Annotated in this window: 18 protein-coding genes; 9 read left to right on the plus strand and 9 right to left on the minus strand. The window is 69.9% G+C overall.

Going from position 1 to position 24,871, the window contains the following annotated elements:
* Positions 1–20: 20 nt before the first annotated feature.
* From H295_RS0133545 to H295_RS0133560, 4 genes are all read right to left on the minus strand, one after another.
* Positions 21–1,142 (minus strand): acyl-CoA dehydrogenase family protein, encoded by a 1,122-nt coding sequence (locus H295_RS0133545; RefSeq protein ID WP_020139738.1) that lies wholly within the window; start codon positions 1,140–1,142, stop codon positions 21–23.
* The gene (locus H295_RS0133550) at positions 1,139–3,718 is read right to left on the minus strand and encodes a putative PEP-binding protein (RefSeq protein ID WP_020139739.1); all 2,580 of its coding nucleotides are present in this window, start codon (positions 3,716–3,718) and stop codon (positions 1,139–1,141) included. Before H295_RS0133550 ends, H295_RS0133545 begins: the two co-directional genes overlap by 4 nt.
* Positions 3,715–4,347 carry a hypothetical protein gene (locus H295_RS0133555; protein ID WP_234021738.1) on the minus strand — a complete coding sequence of 211 codons (633 nt, stop codon included), beginning with the start codon at positions 4,345–4,347 and terminating at the stop codon, positions 3,715–3,717. Before H295_RS0133555 ends, H295_RS0133550 begins: the two co-directional genes overlap by 4 nt.
* Before the next feature lie 94 nt (positions 4,348–4,441).
* On the minus strand, positions 4,442–5,278 hold the full coding sequence (locus tag H295_RS0133560; RefSeq protein WP_020139741.1) for an enoyl-CoA hydratase/isomerase family protein: 837 nt from the start codon (positions 5,276–5,278) through the stop codon (positions 4,442–4,444).
* Positions 5,279–5,397: 119 nt separating this feature from the next.
* Between H295_RS0133560 and H295_RS0133565 the strand changes: the two genes are divergently transcribed.
* The 3 genes from H295_RS0133565 to H295_RS0133575 all read left to right on the plus strand — a co-directional run bounded on the left by H295_RS0133565 (position 5,398) and on the right by H295_RS0133575 (position 9,270).
* Positions 5,398–6,618 carry an acyl-CoA dehydrogenase family protein gene (locus tag H295_RS0133565; RefSeq protein ID WP_020139742.1) on the plus strand — a complete coding sequence of 407 codons (1,221 nt, stop codon included), beginning with the start codon at positions 5,398–5,400 and terminating at the stop codon, positions 6,616–6,618.
* A gap of 461 nt (positions 6,619–7,079) precedes the next feature.
* Positions 7,080–8,117 (plus strand): LacI family DNA-binding transcriptional regulator, encoded by a 1,038-nt coding sequence (locus H295_RS0133570; RefSeq protein WP_020139743.1) that lies wholly within the window; start codon positions 7,080–7,082, stop codon positions 8,115–8,117.
* 160 nt (positions 8,118–8,277) lie between these two features.
* Entirely contained in the window at positions 8,278–9,270 is a 993-nt protein-coding gene (locus tag H295_RS0133575) for an ArsR/SmtB family transcription factor (RefSeq protein WP_020139744.1), read from the plus strand.
* Between the two features lie 38 nt (positions 9,271–9,308).
* On the opposite strand, the gene H295_RS0133580 is transcribed toward H295_RS0133575, so the two are convergent.
* Positions 9,309–10,271 (minus strand): LLM class flavin-dependent oxidoreductase, encoded by a 963-nt coding sequence (locus H295_RS0133580; RefSeq protein WP_020139745.1) that lies wholly within the window; start codon positions 10,269–10,271, stop codon positions 9,309–9,311.
* 77 nt (positions 10,272–10,348) lie between these two features.
* Between H295_RS0133580 and H295_RS0133585 the strand changes: the two genes are divergently transcribed.
* The gene (locus H295_RS0133585; protein WP_020139746.1) at positions 10,349–11,119 is read left to right on the plus strand and encodes a helix-turn-helix domain-containing protein; all 771 of its coding nucleotides are present in this window, start codon (positions 10,349–10,351) and stop codon (positions 11,117–11,119) included.
* Positions 11,120–11,203: 84 nt separating this feature from the next.
* Here the strand turns inward: H295_RS0133585 and H295_RS0133590 are convergent, their stop codons facing one another.
* Positions 11,204–13,426 (minus strand): alpha-L-fucosidase, encoded by a 2,223-nt coding sequence (locus H295_RS0133590; protein WP_028809988.1) that lies wholly within the window; start codon positions 13,424–13,426, stop codon positions 11,204–11,206.
* Positions 13,427–14,090: 664 nt separating this feature from the next.
* Between H295_RS0133590 and H295_RS0133595 the strand changes: the two genes are divergently transcribed.
* Together H295_RS0133595 and H295_RS0133600 are read left to right on the plus strand one after the other, a co-directional pair.
* The gene (locus H295_RS0133595) at positions 14,091–17,228 is read left to right on the plus strand and encodes an RICIN domain-containing protein (RefSeq protein WP_020139748.1); all 3,138 of its coding nucleotides are present in this window, start codon (positions 14,091–14,093) and stop codon (positions 17,226–17,228) included.
* Between the two features lie 78 nt (positions 17,229–17,306).
* Positions 17,307–19,364, plus strand: coding sequence for a family 43 glycosylhydrolase (locus H295_RS0133600; RefSeq protein WP_020139749.1), 2,058 nt, complete (start codon positions 17,307–17,309; stop codon positions 19,362–19,364).
* A gap of 64 nt (positions 19,365–19,428) precedes the next feature.
* On the opposite strand, the gene H295_RS0133605 is transcribed toward H295_RS0133600, so the two are convergent.
* Positions 19,429–21,438: an alpha/beta hydrolase family protein gene (locus H295_RS0133605; RefSeq protein ID WP_020139750.1), complete on the minus strand. Its 2,010-nt coding sequence runs from the start codon at positions 21,436–21,438 to the stop codon at positions 19,429–19,431.
* Positions 21,439–21,504: 66 nt separating this feature from the next.
* On the minus strand, positions 21,505–21,759 hold the full coding sequence (locus H295_RS48790) for a hypothetical protein (protein ID WP_420706280.1): 255 nt from the start codon (positions 21,757–21,759) through the stop codon (positions 21,505–21,507).
* A gap of 146 nt (positions 21,760–21,905) precedes the next feature.
* Here H295_RS48790 and H295_RS0133615 point away from each other — a divergent pair, with 146 nt between their 5' ends.
* Positions 21,906–22,364, plus strand: a complete 459-nt coding sequence (locus tag H295_RS0133615; RefSeq protein ID WP_020139752.1) for a MarR family winged helix-turn-helix transcriptional regulator — start codon at positions 21,906–21,908, stop codon at positions 22,362–22,364.
* Between the two features lie 311 nt (positions 22,365–22,675).
* On the opposite strand, the gene H295_RS0133620 is transcribed toward H295_RS0133615, so the two are convergent.
* Positions 22,676–23,287, minus strand: coding sequence for a hypothetical protein (locus H295_RS0133620; protein WP_020139753.1), 612 nt, complete (start codon positions 23,285–23,287; stop codon positions 22,676–22,678).
* Between the two features lie 441 nt (positions 23,288–23,728).
* Here H295_RS0133620 and H295_RS48795 point away from each other — a divergent pair, with 441 nt between their 5' ends.
* Both H295_RS48795 and H295_RS0133630 read left to right on the plus strand, forming a co-directional pair.
* Entirely contained in the window at positions 23,729–23,998 is a 270-nt protein-coding gene (locus H295_RS48795) for a hypothetical protein (protein WP_106961008.1), read from the plus strand.
* Between the two features lie 107 nt (positions 23,999–24,105).
* The gene (locus H295_RS0133630; protein ID WP_234021740.1) at positions 24,106–24,810 is read left to right on the plus strand and encodes a GAF and ANTAR domain-containing protein; all 705 of its coding nucleotides are present in this window, start codon (positions 24,106–24,108) and stop codon (positions 24,808–24,810) included.
* Positions 24,811–24,871 lie beyond the last annotated feature (61 nt).

Raw genomic sequence — 24,871 nt, forward strand, 5'->3', positions numbered from 1 at the left:
GCCGAAACCGCCCTTCCACGTCACCAGCCCAGCAGTCCGGCGAGCCGTTCCCGGTGGTGCGCGGCGCCGCCCAGCAGGGCCGCGTCGGACTGGGCGCGCCGGAAGTACAGGTGCGCGTCGTGCTCCCAGGTGAAGCCCATCCCGCCGTGCAGCTGCACGCACTGGGCGGTGACCGCGGTGAACGCCTCGCCGCACCACGCCTGTGCCACCGCCGCCGCCTCGGCCAGCGCCTCGGAGGAGCCGTCCGAGCGGACGGCGCGCACCACCGCCGACCGGGCGGCCTCGACCTGGAGCAGCATGTCCGCGCAGGCGTGCTTGACCGCCTGGAAGCCGCCGATCGCGCGCCCGAACTGGGTACGTTCGCGCACATGGGCCACCGTCAGGTCCAACGCGGCCTGCGCCCCGCCGAGTTGCTCGGCGGCCAGGGCCACCAGGCCCACGTCCAGCGCGCGGGAGACGACGTCCGCCCCGTCGCCGCCGGCGGTCAGCGCCCTGGCCCGGCAGCCGGTGAAGGTGACCACGGCCTGGCCCCGGCTGAGGTCCAGGGTGGGCACCCGGCGCACGGTGACCCCCGGCTCGCGCGGGTCGGCCAGGAACAGGTCCACGCCGTCGGCCCCGGCCGCGGCCACCACCAGCGCCTCGGCGTCGGCACCGTCCAGGACGAACGGCGCGGTGCCGTCCAGCAGCGGCACACTGCCCTGCCAGGAGACGGCCACCGGCACGGCGTCCGTCCGCCAGGCCCCGTCGGGCGCGACCACCGCCAGGGCGTGTACGGCGCCCTCGGCCAGCCCTGCCAACGCCGTGCCGGCCGTACCGCAGCCGGCCAGCACCTGTCCGGCCAGTACGGTCGAGGACAGCAGCGGCACCGGAGCCAGGGTCCGGCCCAACTCCTCGCAGACGGCGGTGATCCCGGCGAGGCCGCCGATCCCGCCCGCCCACTCGGGCAGGCCGAGGGCGGCGAGGCCGACCTGCCGGCCGAGTACCTCCCACAACCCGGCGTCGATGCCCGGAGCCTCCTCGGACAGCCGGCGGACCGCGGCGGTGCCGCCCGCGTCCGCGCACACGGACCGCACGGTCTCGCGCAGGTCCTCCAGCTCGGTGTCCGACAGGGCCGTGCCCTCGGTGACGGTGCTCGTCGTCATCGTGTGCTCCCGCTGTTTCCGCCCGGTTCCCGCAGGGCGCTGTGCGCGGCGGCCATCCGGGCCACCGGGACGCGATGCGCGGAGCAGGAGACGTAGTCGAGGCCGAGACCGTCGCAGAACGCGATCGACTCGGGGTCACCGCCGTGCTCGCCGCACACGCCGAGCTTGATGCCGGGCCGCACCTCCCGGGCCCGTTCGACGGCCAGGGCGATCAGCGCGCCGACGCCGTGCGGGTCGAGCCGGGCGAAGGGGCTGGCGGTCAGGAACCCGCGTTGCTGGTAGGAGGCGAGCACCTGGCGCTCGACGTCGTCCCGGGAGAACCCGTAGGTGAGCTGGGTGAGGTCGTTGGTGCCGAAAGAGAAGAACTCGGCGTGCTCGGCGAGCTCACCGGCCAGCAGCGCGGCCCTCGGGGTCTCGATCATCGTGCCGAGCCGGTAGGGGACCTCCACCCCGGTGCGGGCGGCGACCGCGTCGGCGGCACCGCGCACGTAGGCGGCCGCGGCGGCCAGTTCCTCCGGCAGGCTGACGAGCGGGATCATCACTTCCAGCCGGGGCCGTACGCCGGTGGCGGCGACATCGGCCCAGGCGGTGAAGAGCGCCTCGGCCTGGGCGGGGTAGAGCCTCTCGTGCAGCAGCGCAAGGCGCACCCCGCGCAGCCCGAGCATCGGGTTCGCCTCCCGCAGGGCGGCGGCGCGCTGCTCCTCGGCCGTGTCCAGGGCCTGCCCGGGGGCGGGCAGGAACTCGTGCAGCGGGGCGTCCAGCAGGCGCACGGTCACGGGCCTGCTGCCCACGGCGGCCAGCAGCGCCCGGAAGTCCTCGTGCTGGGCGCGTTCCAGCGCCACCAGCGCCTCGTCACGGGCGGACGGATCGGCGGCCAGGAGCACCCGGCGGATCAGCGGGAGCCGCGCGCCGAGGAACTGGTGCTCCGTACGGCACAGCCCGACACCCTCCGCGCCCAGGGCGACGGCGGTGTCCACCTCGGCGGCCGTGTCGGCGTTGACCCGCACCCCCAGCCGGCGCGCGTCGTCCGCCCAGCCCAGCAGCGTGGAGAGCTCGGGCGGCGGTCCGGCGACACTGACGCCCAGCGTCCCGGCGTAGACGGCTCCGGTACGGCCGTCCAGCGAGACCGGGTCACCCTCGCGCAGCACGCGCTCGCCGAAGCGCACCGTCCCGGCGGCCCGGTCCACGCGCAGTCCCTCCGCGCCGCACACCGCGGGTCTGCCGGCGCCCCGGGCCACGACGGCGGCGTGGGAGGCGATGCCCCCGGTGGCGGTCAACACCGCGGCGGAGGCCAGCATCCCGGGGACGTCCGCAGGGTTGGTCTCGGCGGCCACGAGGACGACCCGCGTGCCGTCCGCGGCCAGTTCGAGGGCGCGTTCGCTGGACAGCACGACCGCTCCGGTCGCCGCTCCCGGGGACGCGGGCAGTCCCTTCACCAGGAGCTCCTCCCCGCCGGTCAACCGCAGCTGGGGGTGCAGCAGTTCCTGCACCTGCGCGGGGCTGATCCTGCGCACGGCCTCCTCGCGGCCGAGGGCTCCGTCCCGGGCCAGGTCCGCGGCCAGACAGACGGCTGCCCTGAGCGGCGGGCGTGGTTGCGGGGAGGCGGCCAGCAGGGAGATCTCGTCGTCACGCACCTCGAAGTCGACCGTCACCGGGGTGCGCAGATGGCGTTCCAGGGTGAGCAGGGAGTGTTCGAGCAACGCGGTGCCGCCCGCGAGCCGCTCCAACGGTTCACCGGTGTGCGGCGGAGGGGCACTGCGGCGCACACCGCGGAAGAAGGAGCCCCGGGGCGAGAAGCGACCGCTCTCGGGATCGCGGCTGACCGCGGTGCCGTAGCCCGAGTGGTCGGCGGGGCCGATGCGCAGGGCCTGCACATGGAGGGCGACGGCCAGCTCGGCGGGGAGCTTCTGGGCGCGGCGGGCCCTTCGCGCACGGGGGGAGTCCCACCGGTTGAGGAGGGCGCGCGCGGCCAGCGCGAGCTGCTGTGCCGGATCGTCCGGGAAGGGGCGCGAGCCGTGCTCCGCCGCCAGGGAGAGCAGCAGCTCCACCCGTTCCCGTGGCTCGGGTGTGTCCAGGAGGGCGTCGTCGAGCACGGCGGCGGGCACCTCGAGGGCGTACTCGGCGATGATGCGCATGGTGCCGGCCCACACCTCGTACAGGGCGTCGGCGCGTCCGATGACAGCGGTCAGGTCGTCCGCGCGGGCGGGGGAGAAGCCGAGACAGGCCAGGTCCGGCGGCAGTCCGGCGACCTCGGTGGGCGCGCTCGCCGACAGGCGCAGCAGCAGCGGCCGGACCGGATCGCCCACGCGCCGCCCGGAAAGCTGTTCGACCAGTTCCACGGCGGCCTCGGCGGTGTCGGTCCCGCACAGCGAGGCGGCGGCGCCGGCCGGCACGGTGAGTCCCGGAACGACCGGCAGCCCGAGGGCGAGGAGCCGGTCCATGGCCGCGCCGTGGGAGCCCAGTTCGGCGGCGTCCAGACCGCGGATGCGTCCCTGCCCGTAGGGCACCAGGACCCGGCCGGGGCCGGCCGTCGTGGAGGGTGCGCACGGCCCCGCATCGCGGTCGGTGACGCTCACCCCCGGCTCCTGGTGACCAGTTCCTCTTCGCGGGCCGCGTCCTCGGCCCGGCTGATGCCCAGGACGAGCAGCAGTTCCTGGTGCAGCCGCATCCACACGGTGTGGTACGAGTCGCACAGCGGCGAGGCCAGCCACTCGGGAGAGCCGTCGTCGAAGCGGTCGAGGGCGTCCTCCAGGGCCGTCAGATACCGTCCGCTGCCCGCGAGCACCTGCTCCAGCCTGCGCAGCACGGGCTGGATGGCCTCGTGCACGTCCTCCAGCGACTCGCGCACCCCGGCGTCGTAGACGTCGTCCGAGTGGTCGTTGGGGGTGCCGTCGGGGCGGCACTGCCAGGCGGTGCACACATCGCGGATCTGCCGGTTGACCGGCAGGAACGCCTCGTAGGCCGCGGTGATGCGCTGTTCCCGCCCGGAACCGGCGGGAACCCGCAGGGCCTGCGCGACGGTGGTCTTGGCGCGCTCGGTCGGCAGCACCACGGGCCCCTTGGCCATCGCCAGCCCGGCGTCGACGAGCGGACGGTGCTCGGACTCCGGCCGGCCGCGCCACATACCGCGCAGAACGAGATCGACGACTGCCTCGGTGAGGGGGTCGTCGGACGCGTCCGGAAGGCCCACGGCAGCAGATTGCATCGCCACACCATTTCCCCGGTTCTGTGGTGACCGGTTCCTCGGTTCTGTGTTGCCCGGAGGTTACGCCTCGACGGGTGGGTTAGTGAAGAGTGACTCAAGAAACACTTTCCGCCGCGAGGGCTCCGGTGCGGCCGCCGCCCGGCTTCGGACGTCCCCGCGCGGCGAGGAACTCCGCCATCAGCTCCTGCGCCCGGGGGCCGTCCGCCAGGGCGGCGATCGACCGCGCTTCCTCGGCCAGATGCCGACGCAGTCCGTCGCCGTCCCCGGCGCGCAACAGCGACTTCGCGGCACGCAGCGCGGCGCCGGCGCCTGCGGCCAGGGCGGACGCGGTCTCGTGTGCCGCTGCCTGGAGCCGGCCGTCGTCCACGGACCGGGAGACGAGGCCCCATCGTTCGGCGTCGTCGCCGGTCAGGACCCGGTCGGTCAGGACCAGCTCCGTCGCCCTTCGGGGGCCCACCAGGCGTGGCAGGAACCACGAGGCCCCGCAGTCCGGTGTCAGCCCGATCGCCGTGTACGCCAGCCGGAACCGCGCCGAGCGGGCCGCCAGGACGACGTCGCCCACGAGGGCGAGACCGACCCCGCCGCCCGCGGCCGCGCCGGGAACCGCCGTCACCAGCGGCACCGGCAGGTCGTACAGGGCCTGTATCGCGGCGTGCGCGGCGTCCGCCACGGCCCGCACATAAGCGCCCGTCTCCGCGCCCCGGCCGGCGAATGCGCGCAGGTCACCCCCTACGCAGAAGCTGCTGCCCGCGGACCGCAGCAGGACCGCGCCGCCCGGGTCGGCGGCCACCTCGCGGGACGCGTCCCGCAGTGCCTCGGCCGTCCTCAGGTCCAGGGCGTTGCCCCGCACGGGATCGTCCAGTCTCAGTTCGACGACCCGGTCGGGATGGCGGACGATCCGGACCGGCTCGGTGCTCACGGGCAGGGTCATGGGCGGTACTCCTCGCGTCTTCCTGTCGCCGGGTGCTTCCCGGCAAGATACTCAAGACGCTATACAGTTTCTAGGACGCGACGGGCCGGATGCCCGTACGCCTGTCGGCGGGAGGACCCGTGCCCATCCAGTTCGATGTCGATCCGGCAGTCGCCCAACTCGCCGCGTCCACCGCGGAGTTCGTGCGCGAGGTGGTCGTCCCGGCCGAGCGCGAGTGCGGCGGCTCCGTGCACGACGCCCCCGAGGCCCTGCGCGAGACCCTGCACAAGGCGGCCCGTGAAGCGGGCGTCTTCGCCCCCCAGGTGCCCGAGCGCTGGGGCGGGCGCGGACTCGACCTGCGCGGACAGGCGGCCGTCTTCGAAGCCGCGGGCTACTCCCTGCTCGGCCCGCTCGCCCTGAACTGCGCGGCCCCCGACGAAGGCAACATGCACCTTCTGGAAAAGGTGGCCACCGAGGAACAGAAGCAGGCCTACCTGCGCCCCCTCGCCGCGGGGGAGAACCGGTCCTGCTTCGCCATGACCGAACCGGCGCCGGGGGCCGGGGCCGACCCCCGCTCCCTGCGCACCACCGCGACCAGAGTTCCCGGCGGCTGGCGCCTGGACGGTCACAAGTGGTTCATCACCGGCGCCCACGGAGCCGGCTTCGCCATCGTCATGGCCCGCACCTCGGGCAGCCCCGGTGACCCGGGCGGCGCCACCATGTTCCTGGTCGACGCCGGCACGCCCGGCATGCGCCTGGTCCGCAACATCGAGACCCTCGACGAGTCGCTGTTCGCCGGACACGCCGAGATCGTCTTCGAGGGCTGCGTGGTGGGGGAGGGGCAGGTCCTCGGCGAGGTGGACCGCGGCTTCGAGGGCGCCCAGGTCCGGCTGGGACCCGCGCGGCTGACCCACTGCATGCGCTGGCTGGGAGCCGCTCGCCGCGCCCAGGACGTCGCGCTGGAACGGGCGGGGAGCCGGATGGCGTTCGGCTCGGCGCTCGGAGACCTCGGCATGGTCCAGCAGATGCTGGCCGACTCGGAGATCGACATCGAGGCGAGCCGTGCCCTGATCCTGCGCACCGCCTGGGAGTTGGACACCGAGTCGCCGACCGCCTCCCAACTGACCTCGGTGTCCAAGACGTTCGTGGCCGAGGCGGTCAACCGCGTGGTCGACCGGGCGGTGCAGATCTGCGGAGCCCTCGGCATCTCGGCCGCCGACGCGCCGCTGGCCCGTCTGTTCCGGGAGGTGCGGCCGTTCCGCATCTACGACGGCCCCTCGGAGACACACCGCTTCGCCATCGCGCGGCGTGCCGTACGGCCGTACCGGCAACCGCGTGCGGAGGCTGCCGGGGGCCGCTGACGGGTGACGCGCCCTGGCCTCGTGGTTCCCGGGCGTCAGCCCCGACCCTCCGCAGTGGGAGCAGGGCAGCCCACAGGGTGCGGCGCAGCGGAGCGGCGGAACGAGGACGCGACGCTGTTCCGTTTCCGCAGCCGACCGCTCAGCCGGTGCCACCAAGGCCGCCGGTCGTCCGGCTGTACGGGTGCGTCCGGCAGCGCCGAGAAGACGCCGGCCTGTGCCTGCCACCCGCTGAACAGGCTGTGGAAGGCCGGGTGAGGTGCGTGCGGTAGAGGGCCCCTCGGAGAAGCCAATGCGATCCCCTTCACTTGGTCCGTTATCGCTAACGTGACCGTTAACGTTACCGTTAACGGGATTCTTGCCCAGAGACGTGCCGTCCGTCAACGCCCCTGTGCGGACGGCCCACGGGACGGCAGGACGGTGAACCTGATTGACTTGCACCGGGCGACACAGGACAGAAGTGAGTGGGCGACGTGGCCGGACAGCGCAAAACGGATGACCAGAAGGCGCAGGGTGTGAGAACCGCCAAGCGCGTCACCCTCCGCGACGTGGCCGAGGCGGCGGGTGTGTCCCATCAGACCGTCTCCCGGGCGATCAACGGCAAGGGGGAGATCGACCCGGCGACCCAGCAGCGCGTGCTCGACGTCGCGAAGCGGATGCGGTACCGGCCCAGCCGCTTCGGCCGGGGACTCAGCCGCCAGGATGTCGTGTCCGTCGGGCTCATCGTCCCCGACGTGGTCAACCCGTTCTTCCCGGAGTTCGTGGCCGGCGTCATCGCGGCCGCCGACGAACGCGACTGGCAGGTACTCGTTGCCAGCACCGAGAACGACCGCTCCCGGGAGCTGGCCCTGCTCCGGTCACTCGGCCAGCAGGTCGACGCTCTGGTCGGCTATGTCACCCACACGGATGCGGAGATCGAGCCGTACGTGGGGACCATGCCGCTGGTCCTGGTCGATCGCGGGATGGAGTCGTCGCACCACGCGATGGTCCAGATCGACACCGCGCCCGCGATCCGGGCCGGGATGCAGCACCTCATCGACCGGGGGCACCGCAAGATAGGCCTGATCGACTGCGAGTGCCTCAGCGCCCCGATGGTCCGGCACCGCACCTTCCTCGAGGTCGTGGGTGAACACGACCTGCCGGTCGACGAGGGCTGGATCGTCCTGAGCGAGCAGTCCCCGGCGGGCGGCGCCGCGGGGTTCGAGGCGCTGTATGCCGCGCATCCGGACCTCACAGCCGTGGTCGCCTTCAACGACCTGGTCGCGATCGGCGCGCTCAGGGGCGCCCGCCGGGCCGGGGTCCAGGTACCGGACGACTGTGCGCTGGTGGGCTACGACGGGCTGAGCGTCGTCGACCTGGTCGACCCGCCGCTGACCACGCTCCACATCGACAAGCGGAGGCTGGGCGAACTGGCCATTCACCAGGTCGGCCAACTCCTGGCCGGGGAACTGCCGCCCCCTATCGTCCTGACACCGACCTTGAAGGTCCGGGGCACGACCTGAGCGCTGCATCACCAGCACACGGTCCGCGTCGGTCACCTGCGTGCGGGAGCAGTTTCGGTGCCGGCCGAAAGACCGCGACTGGCGGGATCGGAGCTACCGTGCCCTGCGTTCATGGGGGAGAGTGAGACACCTGGGGTAGCAGCCTTTCGGGGGGAAGCTGATGCTGCGTATCCATTTCAGTGCGGAGGACCTCGGCCGGATTCGTCTGGCGACAGGACCGGATCCCACCTGGGAGGCCCTGCTCAGCCTGCATGTCCTCGGCACCTCCGGCACCGACCCCGGACTGCGCAGCTGGACCAGCCGAGTCCGGACGACGCTGCACTCGGCGTCCCGGCCGCTGTTCCATCTCGTTCCGTCCCGCGGGTACTCGCCCGATTTCCTGACCCCTGCCGAAGCGGTGTCCGATCCGGACGCCGCCGTCGACACGATCATGTCCACCCCACAGGCGCGCCTGCGGGCGGACATGGCGCTGCTCGGCCGGGAGCGGAAACTGCCGTCGTGGGCGCCCGCTCTCGCCTCCGGAGTCCCATCGGCCAGACGCGGTCTGGGCCGAGCCCTCCGCCACTACCACCGACAGGCGCTGGATCCGTACTGGACGCAGATCAGTGCCTCGGTCGACGCCGAACGGGCCCTGCGCGCCAAGGCGTTCCTGGCCGGAGGCACGGACCGGCTCCTGGGCGGACTGCACCCTGCGGTGCGATGGCGGGCTCCGGTTCTCGAGATCACCTATCCCCGGGACGGGGACCTGCACCTCCAGGGGCGCGGGCTACGGCTCGTACCCTCGTACTTCTGCCGGGGAACGCCCATCACACTGCGGGACGACTCCCTCGCACCGGTGCTGGTCTATCCGGTGAGTCAGGACGCCGGCGTCCTGCGGCCCCACAGCATCGCCGCGAGGGCCGCCGCGCTCGACCGGCTCCTCGGCCGTACCCGGGCGGCGACCCTCCTGGCCATCGGGGAGGGGGAGAGCGTCACCGGCGGTGAGACGGCCCGGCGGCTGGGCATCTCGTCCGCGTCGGTCAGCGAGCATGCGACGGTGCTGCGTGACGCGGGCCTGATCCAGAGCCTGCGCGTGCGCAACACTGTTCGCCACACCCTCACCCCGCTGGGCGCGCAGCTTCTGGACGGCCGCGTGCAGCGAAGCGGGCCGTGAAGCGGCCGGCGATCTGAAGCGGAACTGTCCCGCACTCGTCACGTCGTGCCGGCTGTCCTCTGGACGGCGGGGATCAGGTCGGCGAGCCGTTCGAGCTGGTCGCGCTGGGATTGCAGGTCCAGGGCAGCGAGGCGAGCGACGACCTGCCGGGCACCGGCGGCGACGTACCGTCCGAGGTGCTCCACCACCTGGTCCGCGGTGCCGGTGACCACTGCCTGGATCTTCTCCAGCTCCTCCAGGGGCATTCCGTACGTGGCCCGCGCGTAGTCGTCCAGTGCCCGACGGCCGCTCTCGATGTCGTCGTCGATCCGTACCGAGACGAACAGCGCGGGGGTGATGTCCTCGGTCGCACGTCCGGCGTCGGCCGCCGCCTTGTGGATGGCACGGAGGCCGGACGCGTAGTCGGCGGGGTCGGGCGGGTACGGCAGCCATCCGTCGTACAGTCGGCCGGTGCGGGCCAGCGCCGCGGGTGTCGCGCCGCCGAGCCACACAGGAGGGCCGCCGGCTCGGAAGGGCCTGGTCGTGGGCGGGATGTCGTCGAACCGGAGGATCTCGCCGTGGTAGGCGTCGGAACCGTCCCACAGGGCCCGCCACAGCGCGACGGTCTCGTCCAGGCGGGCGAAGCGGCGTTCCCACGGCAGCTCGGACAGCGTGTAGAGGGGCCGCCCGAATCGGCCGGGGAAGCCGGCGCCGACGGTCACGGTGAGCCGTCCACCGGACAGCAGGTCGATCGACGCCAGGGACTGCGCGGTCTGGATCGGCCGACGCAGGAACGGCAGGAGCGCAGCTGTGCCCAGCGTCACGGCCTCGGTCACCGGGGCGAGCGCGGCCAGCATCGTGAGCGCCTCGATGCGCGGGCTGATCAGGGAATCGTTGACGAACAGCGAGGAGAAGCCCGAGCGTTCGGCATGCCGGCCGAAGGCAATCAGCTCGCGGGGGTCGGCAGCGCCCCACTGGGCGGTTCCGGTCGGAAGCAGTACACCGATGTCCATGTCGGCCATGGTCACGACCGGAACGAGTGGCGACAATTCCCTGGAGGGAATGGCGGAGAACCCTCCGTCGCCGTTAGAACAGGCCCGTGGACTTCCCCAGCGCGCTTCGTGAACGCCGTACCCGCGGCCATCTCAGCCAGCTCGACCTGGCGTTGCGAGCGGGCACCACCCAGCGCTACCTCAGCTTCGTCGAATCCGGCAGGTCCGTCCCCGGCCGGAACATGGTCGTGCGCCTGGCCGAGGCACTGGAGCTGCCGCTGCGGGAGCGCAACGAACTGCTGCTGGCCGCCGGATACGCGCCCGCCTACCCCGAGAGCTCACTGGACGATCCGGTGCTGGCCCCGGCGCGCACGGCGATCGACCACATTCTCCGCGGGCATCTGCCGTATCCGGCACTGGTGGTGGACCGGCGCGGTGACCTGATCGCCGCGAACTCCGCGTTCGACCTCATCACCGAGGGCGCGGCTGCCGAGCTGGTGGGCCCGGGCACGAACGTCTACCGCCTGGCGCTGCATCCCGACGGCCTGGCCCCCCGGATCCGCAACCTCGCCGAATGGGCGCGGCACATCCTGGTACGCCTCGGTCCCCTGGAGGAGTTGCGCGCCGAACTCGCCGCGTACGTGCCCGAGGTGGAGCCGTCGGCCGGGCTGCTGGGTTTCGCCGTCCCGCTCCGTCTGCGGTCCTCAGTCGGTGAGCTGTGCCTGATGACGACGGTGACGACCTTCGCCACAGCCGTCGATGTGACCCTCGCCGAACTGAAGCTGGAGGCGTTCCTGCCGGCCGACCCGGCGACGGCGGAGGCGCTCTCGGCAGCCGCCGGGACCATGGCTCGCGCACAAGAGAGCGGCCGGAGTTGAGCCCCGCGATCAGCCGGCCACGTCGGAGGCGTCAGGGCTGCGGGGGCCGGAGCTGCTGCCCCGGCCCCCGCTCCTCCCGCCGGCTCAGAGCGCGGTGAAGGTCCACTGCACGTTGGTGCTGCTGTTCCCCGACCACTGCTTGGTCACGGAGCCCGAGGGCACGTTGCCGCCCCCGTCGAGCACGAGGCCGGTGGCGCGGTTGACGAGCCAGTACCTGCCGCCGCCTTGGTACCTGAGCGCCCACTGCTGCTTGGTGCCGCCGTCCCAGGGCGCTTCCAGGGCGGGGGAGCCGTTCGTGGTGGCGCCGCCGCCGTCGGCGACCATGCCGTTGGCGCGGTTGACCAGCTTGTAGTAGTCGGCGCCGACTTCGACGGCCTGCCACTGGAGGTTGGTGCTGCCGTTCCAGGTCCACTGCTTGAGGCTGGAGCCGCTGGGGACGTTCCCGCCGCTGTCCAGGACCAGCCCGTCGGTGACGTTGGTGATCCTGAACCATGCCGAGGGGTTGAACTGCACCTTCATCGACACGACGGCGTCGTTGTTGCCGGTGACCCGCAGGTCGGCGGTGTCGGCGGTGAAGGTCCAGGCGGTGCCGGTGAAGTTGTCACCGGAGTAGCCGATGATCTGGTAGCCGGGCGCCAGTTTCAGCGAGGACAGGGTGCGGCCGGGCAGGCCGGCGAGCGACAACTGGTCGGCGGTGTAGGAGCCGACCTGGAGCACGGACGAGGAGCCCAGGTAGTTGACGTCCTGGTAGGCCACGGCCCCGGACAGTGGCTTCAGGGCCGGGATCGGGCCGGAGAAGGTCAGCTTCACGACGTAGGCCAGGGCGGTGAACGGCGCCGCCGACGACGGCAGGGTCACATGCAGCCCGGCCGAGTCCTGCGTCGGCTTGGGAAGGTTCGTGTACGTGCCGGCGGTCGGGTTCAGCAGCTGCGCCGAGGTCAGGGAACCGACGTTGATCCGGGCCGAGTTGAGCGTCGATATGTTCAGTGTGCCGCCCGGCCAGCCGAGGACCGTGGCGTACAGGACGGTGTTGTTCTTGTTCCGGGTGAAGCGGATGTCCTGTGCCGTTCCGACCTTCGGGGCGGTGAAGGCGCCGCCGCCCATGTGCGTGGGGCCTTCGCCGTACGTGGTCCAGGCCCGGGTCGAGTACACCGACTCGCCGAAGCGGCGCAGGTAGTCGCCGATGCCGAGGAGGATGTCCTTCTGGGCCTGGGGGATCGTACCGTCCGCCATCGGGGCGATGTTGAGCAGCATGTTGCCGTTCTTGCTGACCCGGTCGATCAGCGCGTGCAGCATCTGCTGGATGCTGTAGTAGCCGATGCCGTTCGTGTAGCACCAGCTGGAGCTGGAGATGCTGTCGTCGGTGAGCCAGTAGGGGTTGGTGATGTCGCCCGGGCCGCCGCGCTCGTAGTCGAAGACCTCGCCGTGGCCGTTGAGGCCGTCCTTGTAGGTGGCGACGACTTCGCGACCCCAGGTGTTCGCCTGGTTGTAGTAGTAGGAAAGGAAGTTCAGCCGCTGCGTCTGGTCGACCTTGACCAGGTCGAAGTCCTGCCAGATGATGTCCGGCTGGGCGAGGTCGATGACCTCCTTGAGCTTGTCGTACCACAGCTGGTTCTCGGCCGTAGTGCCCAACTGCCCGTACAGCTTCTGCAGGCTCGGGTCGGACTGCGCGGGCGCGTGGTCGTAGTAGCCGTTGAAGTTGAACGCGTGGTGCATGGCCACCAGGAGCTTCAGCCCCTTGGCGCGGATGGAGTCGGAGAACAGCCGGAGCAGGTTGAGCTGGGGACCCTTCGCGACCGAGTTCCACTCGTTGACCGAGCTGTTCCACATGGAGAAGCCGTCGTGGTGCTCGGCGACCGGGCCCGCGAAGCGGGCGCCGGCGTCGACGAACAGCTGCGCCCACTCGTCCGGGTCGAAGCTTCCGCCCGCTGACTTCAGCTTCGGGGCGAACTTGGTGAAGTTGCCGTTCAGGTCGTTCGCACCGTTGATGAAGTTGTGGTACGGCCATGCGGCCGGATCGCCGTAGGTGGCGATGTGGTGGGTGTTGGCTTTGCTCCCGCCGACGTACATGTTGCGCGGGTACCACTCGCTGTCGTAGGCGGGGACGCTGAACACGCCCCAGTGGTAGTAGATGCCGAACTTGGCGTCCCTGAACCACTCGGGAGCAGCGGTGTGCTGGTCGACCGAGGCCCACGTCGGCGTGTAGGTGGTCGCGGCGCGGGCGGTGCCTGCGGTGAGGACGTTTCCCGCGGCCGCCGCTGCCGCGACACCCGTGGCGCTCGCCAGGAACTGGCGTCTGCTGATCATGGTGGTACCTCCGTCAGAGCTGTGGTGAAAGACCAGGGCCGATGGTCGGCGGTACTTCTGCAGAACGGAGTGGCGGGTGGACATGTCCTCGGGAAGCTGCTCCACCGCGAATTCCCTGAAGTCCCCCGGACTCCGCCGCCGTTCGCAGCCGGTGACGCCCTTTTTGCCGCCACGCATGAAGCTGCGGCACACGCCAGGCCTGTGTCAACGGGCGTGCAGGGATGAAAGCTTCCTTTTCGCTGTCGTTTTATGGTGCTCTGTACGGCTATCCGACCGTTGCGTCCCGGGTAGACATGGCATGTCTGCGGGCCATGCGTCGGTGAACCGATGGCGCTGGGGCCTCAAGGCGTCCATGTGTAGCTGGGAAGAATAAGTAGTACTCATTTTGCCTAGATCCATCATGTGGACCCTGGCTCCTCCGGTGCCCAAATCCCTTATAGGGTAAGGAGTTACGCATATTTGCCCCGACGTTACTCCTTGGTTCAAACGAACGCCGTACGCACTCTTGACGGACCCCTTGATAAGACGGCTAATTTCTTCGACGTCGGTGACACACAAGCCGCCTTAAGTGACCGACGCCCCCAGGCCCGCAGGACGCTCAGGGACCGGGCAACGAGGAAGATCCGCACCACCAGACCGACAACAGAGCCGCAGGAGCCGACGCATGAACGCTTTGCCGACCGTCCGAAGCAACCGGAGGGGCAGAGCTCCTGCCGCCTCCGTCTTCCGCCGTCTGGCGGCAGCGCTCCCGGTCGCGGTCTCCGCTGTCGTGCTGACCTCCCTCACGACACCGGTCCCGGCCTCGGCCGCGACCCAGGCGACGTACTACGTCGCCCCCAACGGCGACGACGCCAACGCCGGGACGATTTCCGCACCGTTCAAGACCCTGCAACACGCCCGGGACGTGGTGCGCACGGTCAACGACAACATGACCGGAGACATCAACGTCTATCTCCGGGGCGGTACGTACCCGGTGAGCAGCACGATCGGCTTCACCTCGGCCGACTCCGGCACCAACGGGCACCAGATCGTGTACGCCGCCTACCCGGGCGAGAAGCCGGTCCTCGACGCAGGCGTTCAGGTGTCCGGCTGGACCCAGCACAGCGGGAACATCTGGAAGGCCACGCTCAACCGGGACGACAAGCTCCGCACGCTCTACGTCAACGGCAAGCGCGCCGAGATGGCCTCGAAGACGATCAACTCGGCCGGATGCTACGGGACGTACACCATCACCGCCGGTCAGGCCCCCTGGGCCTGGGAATCGGGATCGCAGTGCGACGGAGCGAAGTACAGCCTCGCCGACCTGCCCGCCATCGCCTCCAACCAGGACGACGTCGAGATCAGGACGGCGACGACCTGGACGACGGCGATCGTGGGCGTCCGTCAGATCACCACCAGCTCGGACGGCGCCAATCGCGTGGCCCAGTTCCAGGAGCCGGGCGCCGCGATAGCCCAGGGCGCGTACAACGCCAACTTCCAGGCCACCGGTACCCAGACGTTCATGAACGCGTACGAGTTCCTGGACAAGCCGGGTGAGTTCTACTTCGACAAGACCGCCCACACGCTCTACTACTACAAGTCCAGCTCTGACGACATGACGTCGGCGCAGGTCTTCGCGCCGAACCACGTGTCCACCCTCCTGAAGATCGCCGGCTCGTCGAGGACCGACCACGCGCGGAACATCACGTTCTCCGGGCTCACGGTCGAGCACTCCGACTGGAACCTGACCAATGTCGCGGGCTCCGTCTTCCGGCAGGGCCAGCAGGGCAACGCCAGCGCGAACGTGTACGCGAGGAAGAACTTCCACGCGTACACCTACCGCAACGTCGACCTGCCGCCCGCCGCCGTCCAGATCGAGAACGCCGACGGGATCATCCTGTCACGCAACACGGTTCAGCACACCGGCTCCGACGGCATCACCCTGGCCAACGACGTGACGGACTCGCAGCTGACCGGCAACGTCACGAACGACATCGCGGGGTCCGCCATCACTGTCGGACATCCCCAGCACGTGTACATCGGTGACTACACCTCGACGAACAACGAGAAGTACCCGGTCAACGTCGAGGGGCTCTGCAAGAACATCTCGATCACGGACAACTACCTCTACGACAGCGCGGTGTTGTTCAACGGTTCCAGCCCGGTGTCGGCGTACTTCGTGGATTCCCTGTCCGTGCAGCACAACCGGATCGAGAAGTCCCCGTGGGCGGGCATCACCCTCGGCTGGGGATGGTGGAACTTCGACGGCTCGGCGAACTCGATCAATCCCGGGAACGCGACCACCACGGCCAGGAACAACACCGTCAAGTACAACGAGATCATCGACACGATGCAGGTGCTCGGTGACTCCGCTCCCATCTACACGCTGGGCAGCCAGCCGGGAACGGAGATCAGCGACAACTACATCAAGGGCGTTCCGGCCGGCCACAAGTACGGCCTGCACCCCGACGAAGGCTCCGCCTTCCTCAACGAGCACGACAACGTGCTCGACGTCGACCCGGGCCTGGCGTACACCGTCAACTCCGGCACCTGGGGCCGCCAGCACGACCTGACCATCACCAACAACTACGGCACCGTCAACAAGATCGCCGGCCGGAGCGTTCCGAACAGCACGATCACGGACGTACGCGCGTACGGGGACAACGTATGGCCGTCCCAGGCGTACAGCATCGCCCTGAACGCGGGTCTCGAGGAGGCCTACAAGAGCCTGCTGCCCGCCGCGGTCACGGCTGCGCAGGACTACGCGCTGCCCGCGAGCACGTTCGCCGGCACGGGCGTGATGACCATCCCGGTGCGCAGCCCCAAGGACGCGTCCAAGACGCTGTGGCTGGCTCCCGCCGGTACGACCACGTTCGCCGCCGGTCCCACCATGACCAGCGCGAGCGGCACCTCGACGAGCATCCGCGTCCCGCAGACGGCGGGTGACTACCGGCTCTACGTCGTGGACGCCCAAGGGAACACGTCCCCTGCGTCGAAGGCCCTCGTGCGGCAGCGCTGGAACCACGTCGACGACAAGGCCGCGGGCGTGACCTACTCCGGCACCTGGTCGAACTGGAACGACACCAAGGACGTGAACGGTTCCGAGAGGGTCACGAGCACCGCGGGCAACTACGCCGAGTTCTCGTTCACCGGCACCGGCGTGCGGTACCTCAGCATGACGCAGCCGAACATGGGCAAGGTGGACGTCTACCTCGACGGCACCCTGGCCCAGGCGGGCATCGACGCCTACGCGGCGACGGTGACGAAGCAGGTGCCGCTGTTCGAGAGGACGAACCTGGCCGCGGGCCCGCACACGATCAGGGTGGTGTGCACGGGAACGAAGAACACCGCCGCCTCCAACGCCGTCTGCGCGCTGGACGCCTTCGCCTCCATCCAGTTCCCCGCGAAGAACGCCAACTACAAGGTGGTCAACAAGAGCAGCAACAAGGCCGTCGATGTGTCGGGCGGATCGCTGACGGCGGGAGCCAACATCATCCAGTGGACCGACTCCGGAGCCGGGAACCAGAACTGGCGCTTCGTTCCCGTGGGTGACGGCAGTTACGAGATCGTCAGCCGCAACAGTGCACTGGTCATGGACGTCAGCGGTGCATCCACCGCGGACGGCGCCACCGTCGTCCAGTCGTCCGACACCGACGTCGCGAACCAGCACTGGACCCTGACCGCCACCGGAAACGGCTACTACAAGATCAAGAACGTGAACAGCGGCAAGGTGCTCGACGTGTCCTCCGGCGGCACTCAGCTCGCCCAGACCACGGACACGAACGCCGACAGCCAGCTGTGGAAGATCGTCAACGTCGACTGATCCCGCCCGGCATCACCGCGCATGCGCATCGAGCAGTACCACCCCATATGTGATGACCCCTACCAAGGGACGGGACTCGTGGACATCACCAGACGACAACTCGGCCGCCTCGCCGCGGTCGGCACCGGGGCACTCCTGCTGCCGGGCCTGCTGTCACCGGGCAGAGCGGCGGCCGCCGCCGCACTGTCGGCCGGCAAGTGGGGCGACCAGGGCGACGGCACCTACGTCAACCCCGTCCTCCCGGGCGACTTCAGCGACTGGGACTGCATCCGGGTCGGCGACGACTACTACGGCATCACCAGCACGTTCGGCTACTCGCCCGGCGTCGCCGTGCTGCACTCGAAGGACCTGGTCAACTGGCGCACGCTCGGCGGCGCGGTCGGTGACCTGACCCAGATCGGACCGAATCTGAACTGGGACCGGATGAACCGCTTCGGCCGCGGCGTGTGGGCCGGTGCCATCCGCTTCCACGCGGGCCGGTACTGGGTGTACTTCAACACCCCCGACGAAGGCTTCTTCATGACTTCGGCCGCGTCACCGGAAGGGCCGTGGGATCCGCTGACGGCGGTGTGGCGGACCTCCGGCTGGGACGACCCCTGCCCGTTCTGGGACGACGACGGGCAGGGCTACCTGGTCACCTCGCACTACTCCGACGGCTACAAGATCAACCTGTTCAAGCTGTCCGAGGACGGCAAGTCCCTGGTCGGCTCGCCCACGGTCATCCACCAGTCGTCGGGCAGCGAGGCCAACAAGCTGTACAAGATCAACGGCCTCTACTACCACCTGTACAGCGAGGTGAAGCCCGAGGGCCGGGTGCTGATGATGAACCGCAGCTCCAACCTCTACGGCCCCTACGAGACCCGGCAGCTCGAACACATCAACTCCTCGGTGGACCGCGAGCCCAACCAGGGCGGCCTGGTACAGGCCCCCGACGGCACCTGGTACTTCGTCACCCATCACGGCCACGGCGACTGGGAGGGACGCGTGCTGTCCCTGCTGCCGGTGACCTGGATCGACGGCTGGCCCATCCTGGGCCAGGTCGGCACGGACGGCATCGGCACCATGGTCTGGACCGGTCAGGTCCCCGCCGGCGGCACCCCCGGTCTGCCGGTCGACGCGCTACCTTCCGTGGTGACCAGCGACCTGTTCACCGACACCCGCCTCAAGCCTCAGTGGGAGTGGTACTACCAACCCCGCGCGGATCACTGGTCGTTGACCGACCGCCCCGGCTGCCTTCGGCTGAAGGCGTTCGCCCCGCTGGCGGCCGACAACCTGACCAAGGTCGGCAACACCCTCACCCAACGCGTGCTGCGCACCGCGGGCGGCGCGACGGTGACGGTCCGTCTCGAACTGGCCGGCCTCGTCGACGGCCAGCACGCCGGACTGTGCCACTACGCCGCCACCTACGCCGGGCTGGGCGTCCGCCGCTCCGGGACCACCACCACGATCGTGAACAACGTCAACGGCACCCTGACCGACGGTGCGGCGATCACGCAGAACGCCGTGTGGCTGCGCACCACCTGGGACGTCAACGGGGTCAGCCAGTTCTCCTACAGCCTCGACGGCAGCGCGTTCACCTCCTTCGGCGGCACCTACCAGCTCACCTGGGGCGGCTACCGCGGCGACCGGATCGGCCTGTACACCTACAACCCCAACAACACCGGCTACGTCGACATCGACTCCGTGCAGTACTCCATCGCCCCCACCAGGGCCTACACATGCGTCAGCGTGCGCAGCGGCAAGGTCGCCGACGTCTCCGGCGGATCGACCGCGGACGGCGCGGGCCTGATCCAGTGGTCCGACAAGGGCGCAGCGAACCAGCAGTGGACCTTCCAGTCCACCGCGGACGGCTACCACACCGTCACCTGCGTCCGCAGCGGCAAGGTCCTGGACGTATCGGGCTCCTCGACCGCGGACGGCGCGCGGATCGTACAGTCGACCGCGGACGGCCGCACCAGCCAGCAATGGCAATTGCGCCCGCTGACCGGGGGTGCGTTCGTCCTGGTCAACCGCAACAGCGGCAAGGTCCTCGACGTCAGCGCAGGCAGCACGGCCGACGGGGCCGCGCTCATCCAGTACTCCGACAGGGGCAGCACCAACCAGCAATGGACCTTCCGGCGCGTCACCGGGCAGTAGGGCCGCCGGCTCAGGCACACGGACGGGTGGCGTGTCGGCCGGCGGCGCCGTCACGCGCCTGACATCAGAGCAGCCCGGGCTGCTGCCACGGCGTGCCGAGAACCTGGTGGTCGAGGAAGTTGAGGAATGTCTCGTACCACACGCGCGCGTGGTTCGGCTTGAGGATCCAGTGGTTCTCGTCGGGGAAGTAGAGGTACTTCGCGGGGACTTGGTGCCGCTGGAGCTCCTGGAAGAGCGTGGCGCCCTGCCCGACGGGCACGCGGTAGTCCTTCGCCCCGTGGATGATCAGCATCGGGGTGCGGATGTTCGCGATGTCGAGGTGCGGCGAGTCGGCCTCGTACCGGTCGGGGCGGGTCAGCGGGTCGCCGAAGATCCGCTGGAAGTACCAGGGCACATCGGTGTCGCCCTGGAACATCCGCAGGTCCCACAGGCCTGCATGGCTGACGATCGCCTTGAACCGGTCCGTGCGGGTGGCGACCCGGTTCGCCATGTATCCGCCGTACGAGCCGCCGGCGAGCGCGGTACGTGAGGCATCGATGTCGTCGCGGGCCTCGGTGGCCTCGGTCAGCGCGATCACGTCCGTGTAGGGGCGCCCGCCCCACTGCCCCCAGCCGCGCCGGTGGTTGAGCTGCCCGTACCCCGTCGACAGGGCCGGATCCGGCAGCAGCACCGCGTACCCGCGTGCGGCGAACGGCCACGGGTTCCAGCGCCAGGTCCAGCCGTTCCAGCTGAAGTGCGGTCCTCCGTGGACGGCGACGAGCAGGGGAGCGGGCCGCTCGGCGGACGCGCCCTCGGGCAGGACGAGCCAACCGCGCAGCCGGAACCCGTCGTCCGCCTCCACATGCACCTCGGTGAGCGTGCCGGGCAACTCCCCGACGCCCCCCGGGGCAGACAGCTGTGCCGGCGTCTGGTCAGCGGCGCCCGCGTCGATCCGGACCGGCGTCGGCGGCGCGTCGACGGCATGGCGCAGGGCGTAGAGGGTGCGCCCGTCGGGGGACACGGTCAGCGAACCGTACGCACCCGAGGCGGTGAGGCGGGTGACGCCTCCGTCCGGGGCGCGCCGGAAGACGGGTGCGTGCCCTTGCTCGTCCGACGTGAAGAAGAGCGTGTCGTCCACCGGTGAACAGACCACGCCACCGGGCCAGTTGTCGAAACCGGGCAGCAGGTCCTGCACCGTGCCGTCGGCCAGGTCGATCCGGACCAGAGTCGCGTTCCAGGGCTCGTCGTACGTCACGTAACGCATCCGGCAGCACACGACGGCCGAGCCGTCGTAGGTGAATCGCGGCCCCTCGTAGAGGTGCTCCGGATCACCGACGACGTGGATCTCCTTGCCGCTCACCGCGTCGGCCACCACCACGGCGGTGCGATGCCGGTCCGGGACCCGCCCGGGTACGAACCGGCGGTACGCGACCCGAGTGCCGTCCGGCGACAGTGCCGCGTCCCCCGGATCCGCCAGACCGATCCCCTGCCCGCCGGCGACGACGGGCTCGGCGCCCACAGTGGCCCGCACGAAGATGTGCGGCTCCGCCGGGCCGAGGTCATGGTCCCAGGCGCGGGTCGGGCCGCCCTCGTACAGGATCGCGGTGACCTTCGCGTCCTTGCGCGCCGCACGCAGCTTGCCGTGTGCCTCGGCGTCGGCGGCACCCGGCAGCAGCCCCGCGGTGAGGCACAGTGCGCCGGACTCCCGGGCGACGGTGGCCGCGGCGATCCCGCCCGGGTGCCGGGCCACGACGACGGCCTCCCCGCGCGGCGGCAGCGCCCACAGCGCGGGGCCCTCGTCCTCATCTCCCTGCGCTGCGGCGCGTTCCGACAGGAAGTACAGCATGCCGTCCGGGCCGAACACCGGCGCCGACTCGCCCTTGTCGGACCGGGTCAGCCGTAGCGCGTCGCGTTTCCCGGTCGGATCGATCTCCCACAGGCCGGACACGAACCGCGTCCCGTCCTCGGACAGCGACTGCACGGCGGCGACCAGCCGAGTGCCATCGGCTGACAGGGCAAGGGAGTTGACGCGGGAACAGGCGACGAAGGCGGACAGGTCACGGAAGGTGGACGGACCACCGGAGGACTCCATCATGCGGACGATTGTCACCCGCGCGCCACGATCACCACCACGCCGCAGCGAAGAACCCGTCCCTCCCGTTCAGCCGACGACACCGACTGCTGCGAGGTCGGGCGGGATGTCCGTGATCTTGTCCTCCTGGCCCTTGACCAGCCTGCACCGACCGACTTCGCCGAGTATCGCTCGGGTCTCGAGGCCATGACGGCGCGGCGGCTTCGGCATGCCGTAGGAAGGGGGAGCGAGGCCGTCCGGGGCTGGGCCGGTCCCAGCCCGCGCGGTGCTTCTTCTTGAGACGCCGCGGGCGACTCGGCTGCCTGCGATCGGGTTCTCGCACATGGGCGACAAGCGCGCGATCAGCTTCGACCCGCGGGATCATCCCGCGCACAGAACGAGTCGACCGGTACGCCCTTGACCTCAAGTCCGGTTGACTTTCTACGGTCGATCCCGTCGAACCGACGCAGACAACGGCAGGGGTCCCGGTCATGGAGTACTCACACAGCGACGCCGAACTGATCAAGCAGCCCATGGGCTACTGGAGTTGGGCGGCCCACAAGGCCGTCATCACGCGCACCCGGTCCGCTCTCGCGGAGATCGGCACCACCCAGCCCCAGTGGTGGGTCCTCGCGCAGGTGGCACGCGCCGACACCGTCAAGACCCGTGCGGAAGTGTCCCGCCTCCTTCAGAACTACCTCGAGGTCGGCCTCGACACCATGGACTCGGAGATCGACCGGACCGTCACCCAGGGCTGGATCACCGAGGACACGGAGGGACACCTGCGCCTCACGGATGAGGGCAGGGCGTTCTATGACAAGGCCGCGGCCCTTCAGGACGAGCTCTGGGCGGAACGGCACGCGGGTGTCTCCGACGAGGAGTACCTGATCACCCTCAAGGTGTTGCAGCGGTTCATCCACAACACGGGCGGGCGAGCCTGGCACCACTAGTGTGAGGGCCGTTGGTGCCTGGACCGTCCGCCGTGCGACAAGGATGGGGGCACGACACGGACGCCTAGTGCTGCCTGTCGGGCGATGGTCTGCGCGAGGGCGACGGCCCGGTCGACGTGGCGCCGTCGGGCACGACTTCCTGGACGAGGCCGATGCGATGCGCCTCGGTGGGATCGGAGTGCTCGGCGGTGAGCATCCACCGCTGCGACCGCGACTGGAGGGTGCTCTGTCCACTCCGCGCAGACGAGCGGCGCTCGGAGCAGCTCGTGCGGAGCAGGCTCAATGTCCATGCCCCTTGTCCGACCGGGCGGTCAGCTGATCGCTTGCACAGTCTCGGTGCGGATCTCGAGCGTGGTCCTGGCAGCCGATTTCAGGTCGAGATCGGCGTTGACGCCGCCGAAGGTCATGTTGGCTATCAGAGCCGAGGTATTGCCGTCCGCCCACGCGCAGACCGGGTAGGTGAGCGTCAGCGTGGGTCGCTTCCGGATGAGCACCTCGCAGCTGATTCTGACGGGCGACCCCGCCGGGGTGACATCCCTGGGTGGTACGTCCACCTCCGCGCCGTCGGCCTCACCGTCGCGCTTCAATGCCATGGAGCGCGTGTCGTTTGCGTTCTTGAACCGGCCGTAGAAGCCCGTGATCAGTAGCGCGCCCTTGGTTAGGTCGCTTCCCGGGCTGTACCGGCCCACGACGAAGTGAGTGACCTTCGCGTCCGAAATTCCGGTCGAATCCTTCTCGAGCTTACGGCCTACGGTGTCGGAGAGGTCCTTGGTGAGCTCGTATCGGCCCTCCAGCATTGTCCTGGGCAGGACCAGGGCGAACTTCGCCTCGGGAAAGCCACTTTCAGCCTTCGCTCTGATCATCACGAGCGTCAGCAAGATCGCCATGACGACCACGAACACCCCGCCTGCGATCCCGACCACCGGGCCGACTCGACTCTTCTGTGGGGGCGGCTGTGGCGGAGGGCGCATGGACACGCCAACACGGTACTGCACGGGGGTGAGCGTCAAGGCTGGATGCTCTGGCCTGCGGGGCCAAAGTTCGTCAGAGGCAGCTGATCTTCACGACGCACGCGCGCGGACGGTCTTGCGGGGGTCTTGCTGCTGTTGCAGTCGGTCAGCGCTCGCGCCCCGTCGCGTTCGGCTTGTTGTGTCCTCTCGCCATCCGATCGCCGTTTCGTGAGCGTGCGGGAGGACGGCTCGCGCCTGGGCGGTTTCGTCCCCCGAGGGCGGCAGTCTCCTCGGTCCTCCCGTCTTCTCGCTGTGCGGTCCGACGCCACCTGCGCGTTCGTCGCCTGCCGGACCAATCCGCGGCCTGTGCAGGAACGGATTACGTCCGGAGATGTCCCGACCGCGGAGGACGTTGTGGAGGAAGCCGTTCATATCGGCAGAGATCCATCGATGAAGCCGGACCTGGAAGAGCTGGTGGCGTGCGTTGCTCTGGGCGACGAGAAGGCGTTCGCCGGCGTCTACGACGCGGTCGTCAGCTCGGTTTTTTTGGGGGGCGGCGACCAGGCCGTCTTGATGCGCGGCGCCGTGGACAGTGCATCGGGGATGGGCGTGACTGTCGAACCCGTCGGCGGTTCACAGCAGCCCACGACCACGCCGATCGCACTCGTGAGCTTCCCCGTCTGACGAGGTGCGGCACGGCAGTGAAATACGTTCCGGCGGAGAGGATGACGATGTCGGCAGAAAGCGGGGCGGACGGACGGGACGCTTCGCGCACTGGACGGCTCGAGAGGGTGCGCATCGCGCGTGAACTGACCACAGCGATATCCGGACTGCCGCCTGCCGAAGTGCCCGATGCGCTGTGCCGGGCCTGTGTGAACCTTCTGCCGGAGGTCTCCGGTTTGTCGGCGTCGATCGCCCTGCCCGAGCTGGGCACCAGCATTCTGCTGTTCGCCAGCGACGAGGTCGCCTCGCTGCTCGCGGAGGCTCAGTTCACACTCGGTGAGGGCCCATCCGTACAGGCCTTGCGTCTGGGGCATCCCGTGTTCGCTACGGACCTGACACGTGGCCTGTACACCCACCGATGGCCCTTCTTCACGGCCCAGGCGGTACACGCCGGCGCTGAGGCCGTCTTCTCGTTGCCGCTCGCTCATCCAGCGGGCGCCTTGGGCACACTCGACCTGTATCGAGAGAGTGTGAACGGCAAGAGCACCCGGCTTCTGGGGGCGGCGGCGCCGCTGGTTGCAGAGGTGCTCGCGCTGATGGTCGGCGCACTGGGTGACTCCTCAGCAGACCTGTCCGAGGACGCCATGTGGCCTGGTGCCAAAAGGAATGCGGTGGACATTCACCTGGCCACCGGAATGATCATGACGCAGATGGGAGTGAACGCTCAACAAGCCCTGCTGGTCTTGCGGGCCCGGGCCTTCGCACAGGATCAGACCTGCACCGATGTCGCCCGAGGAATCGTCAATCGCACTATGGACATCACCTACGAGTGAACTGGCCGGCCTTGGGGCGCAGTGCGCGCGCAGCGACGGGCTGTCTGCGGATGTTCGGCAC

It is taken from the genome of Streptomyces sp. 351MFTsu5.1 (assembly GCF_000383655.1).
In the GTDB taxonomy this organism is placed as follows: Bacteria; Actinomycetota; Actinomycetes; order Streptomycetales; family Streptomycetaceae; genus Streptomyces; species Streptomyces griseorubiginosus.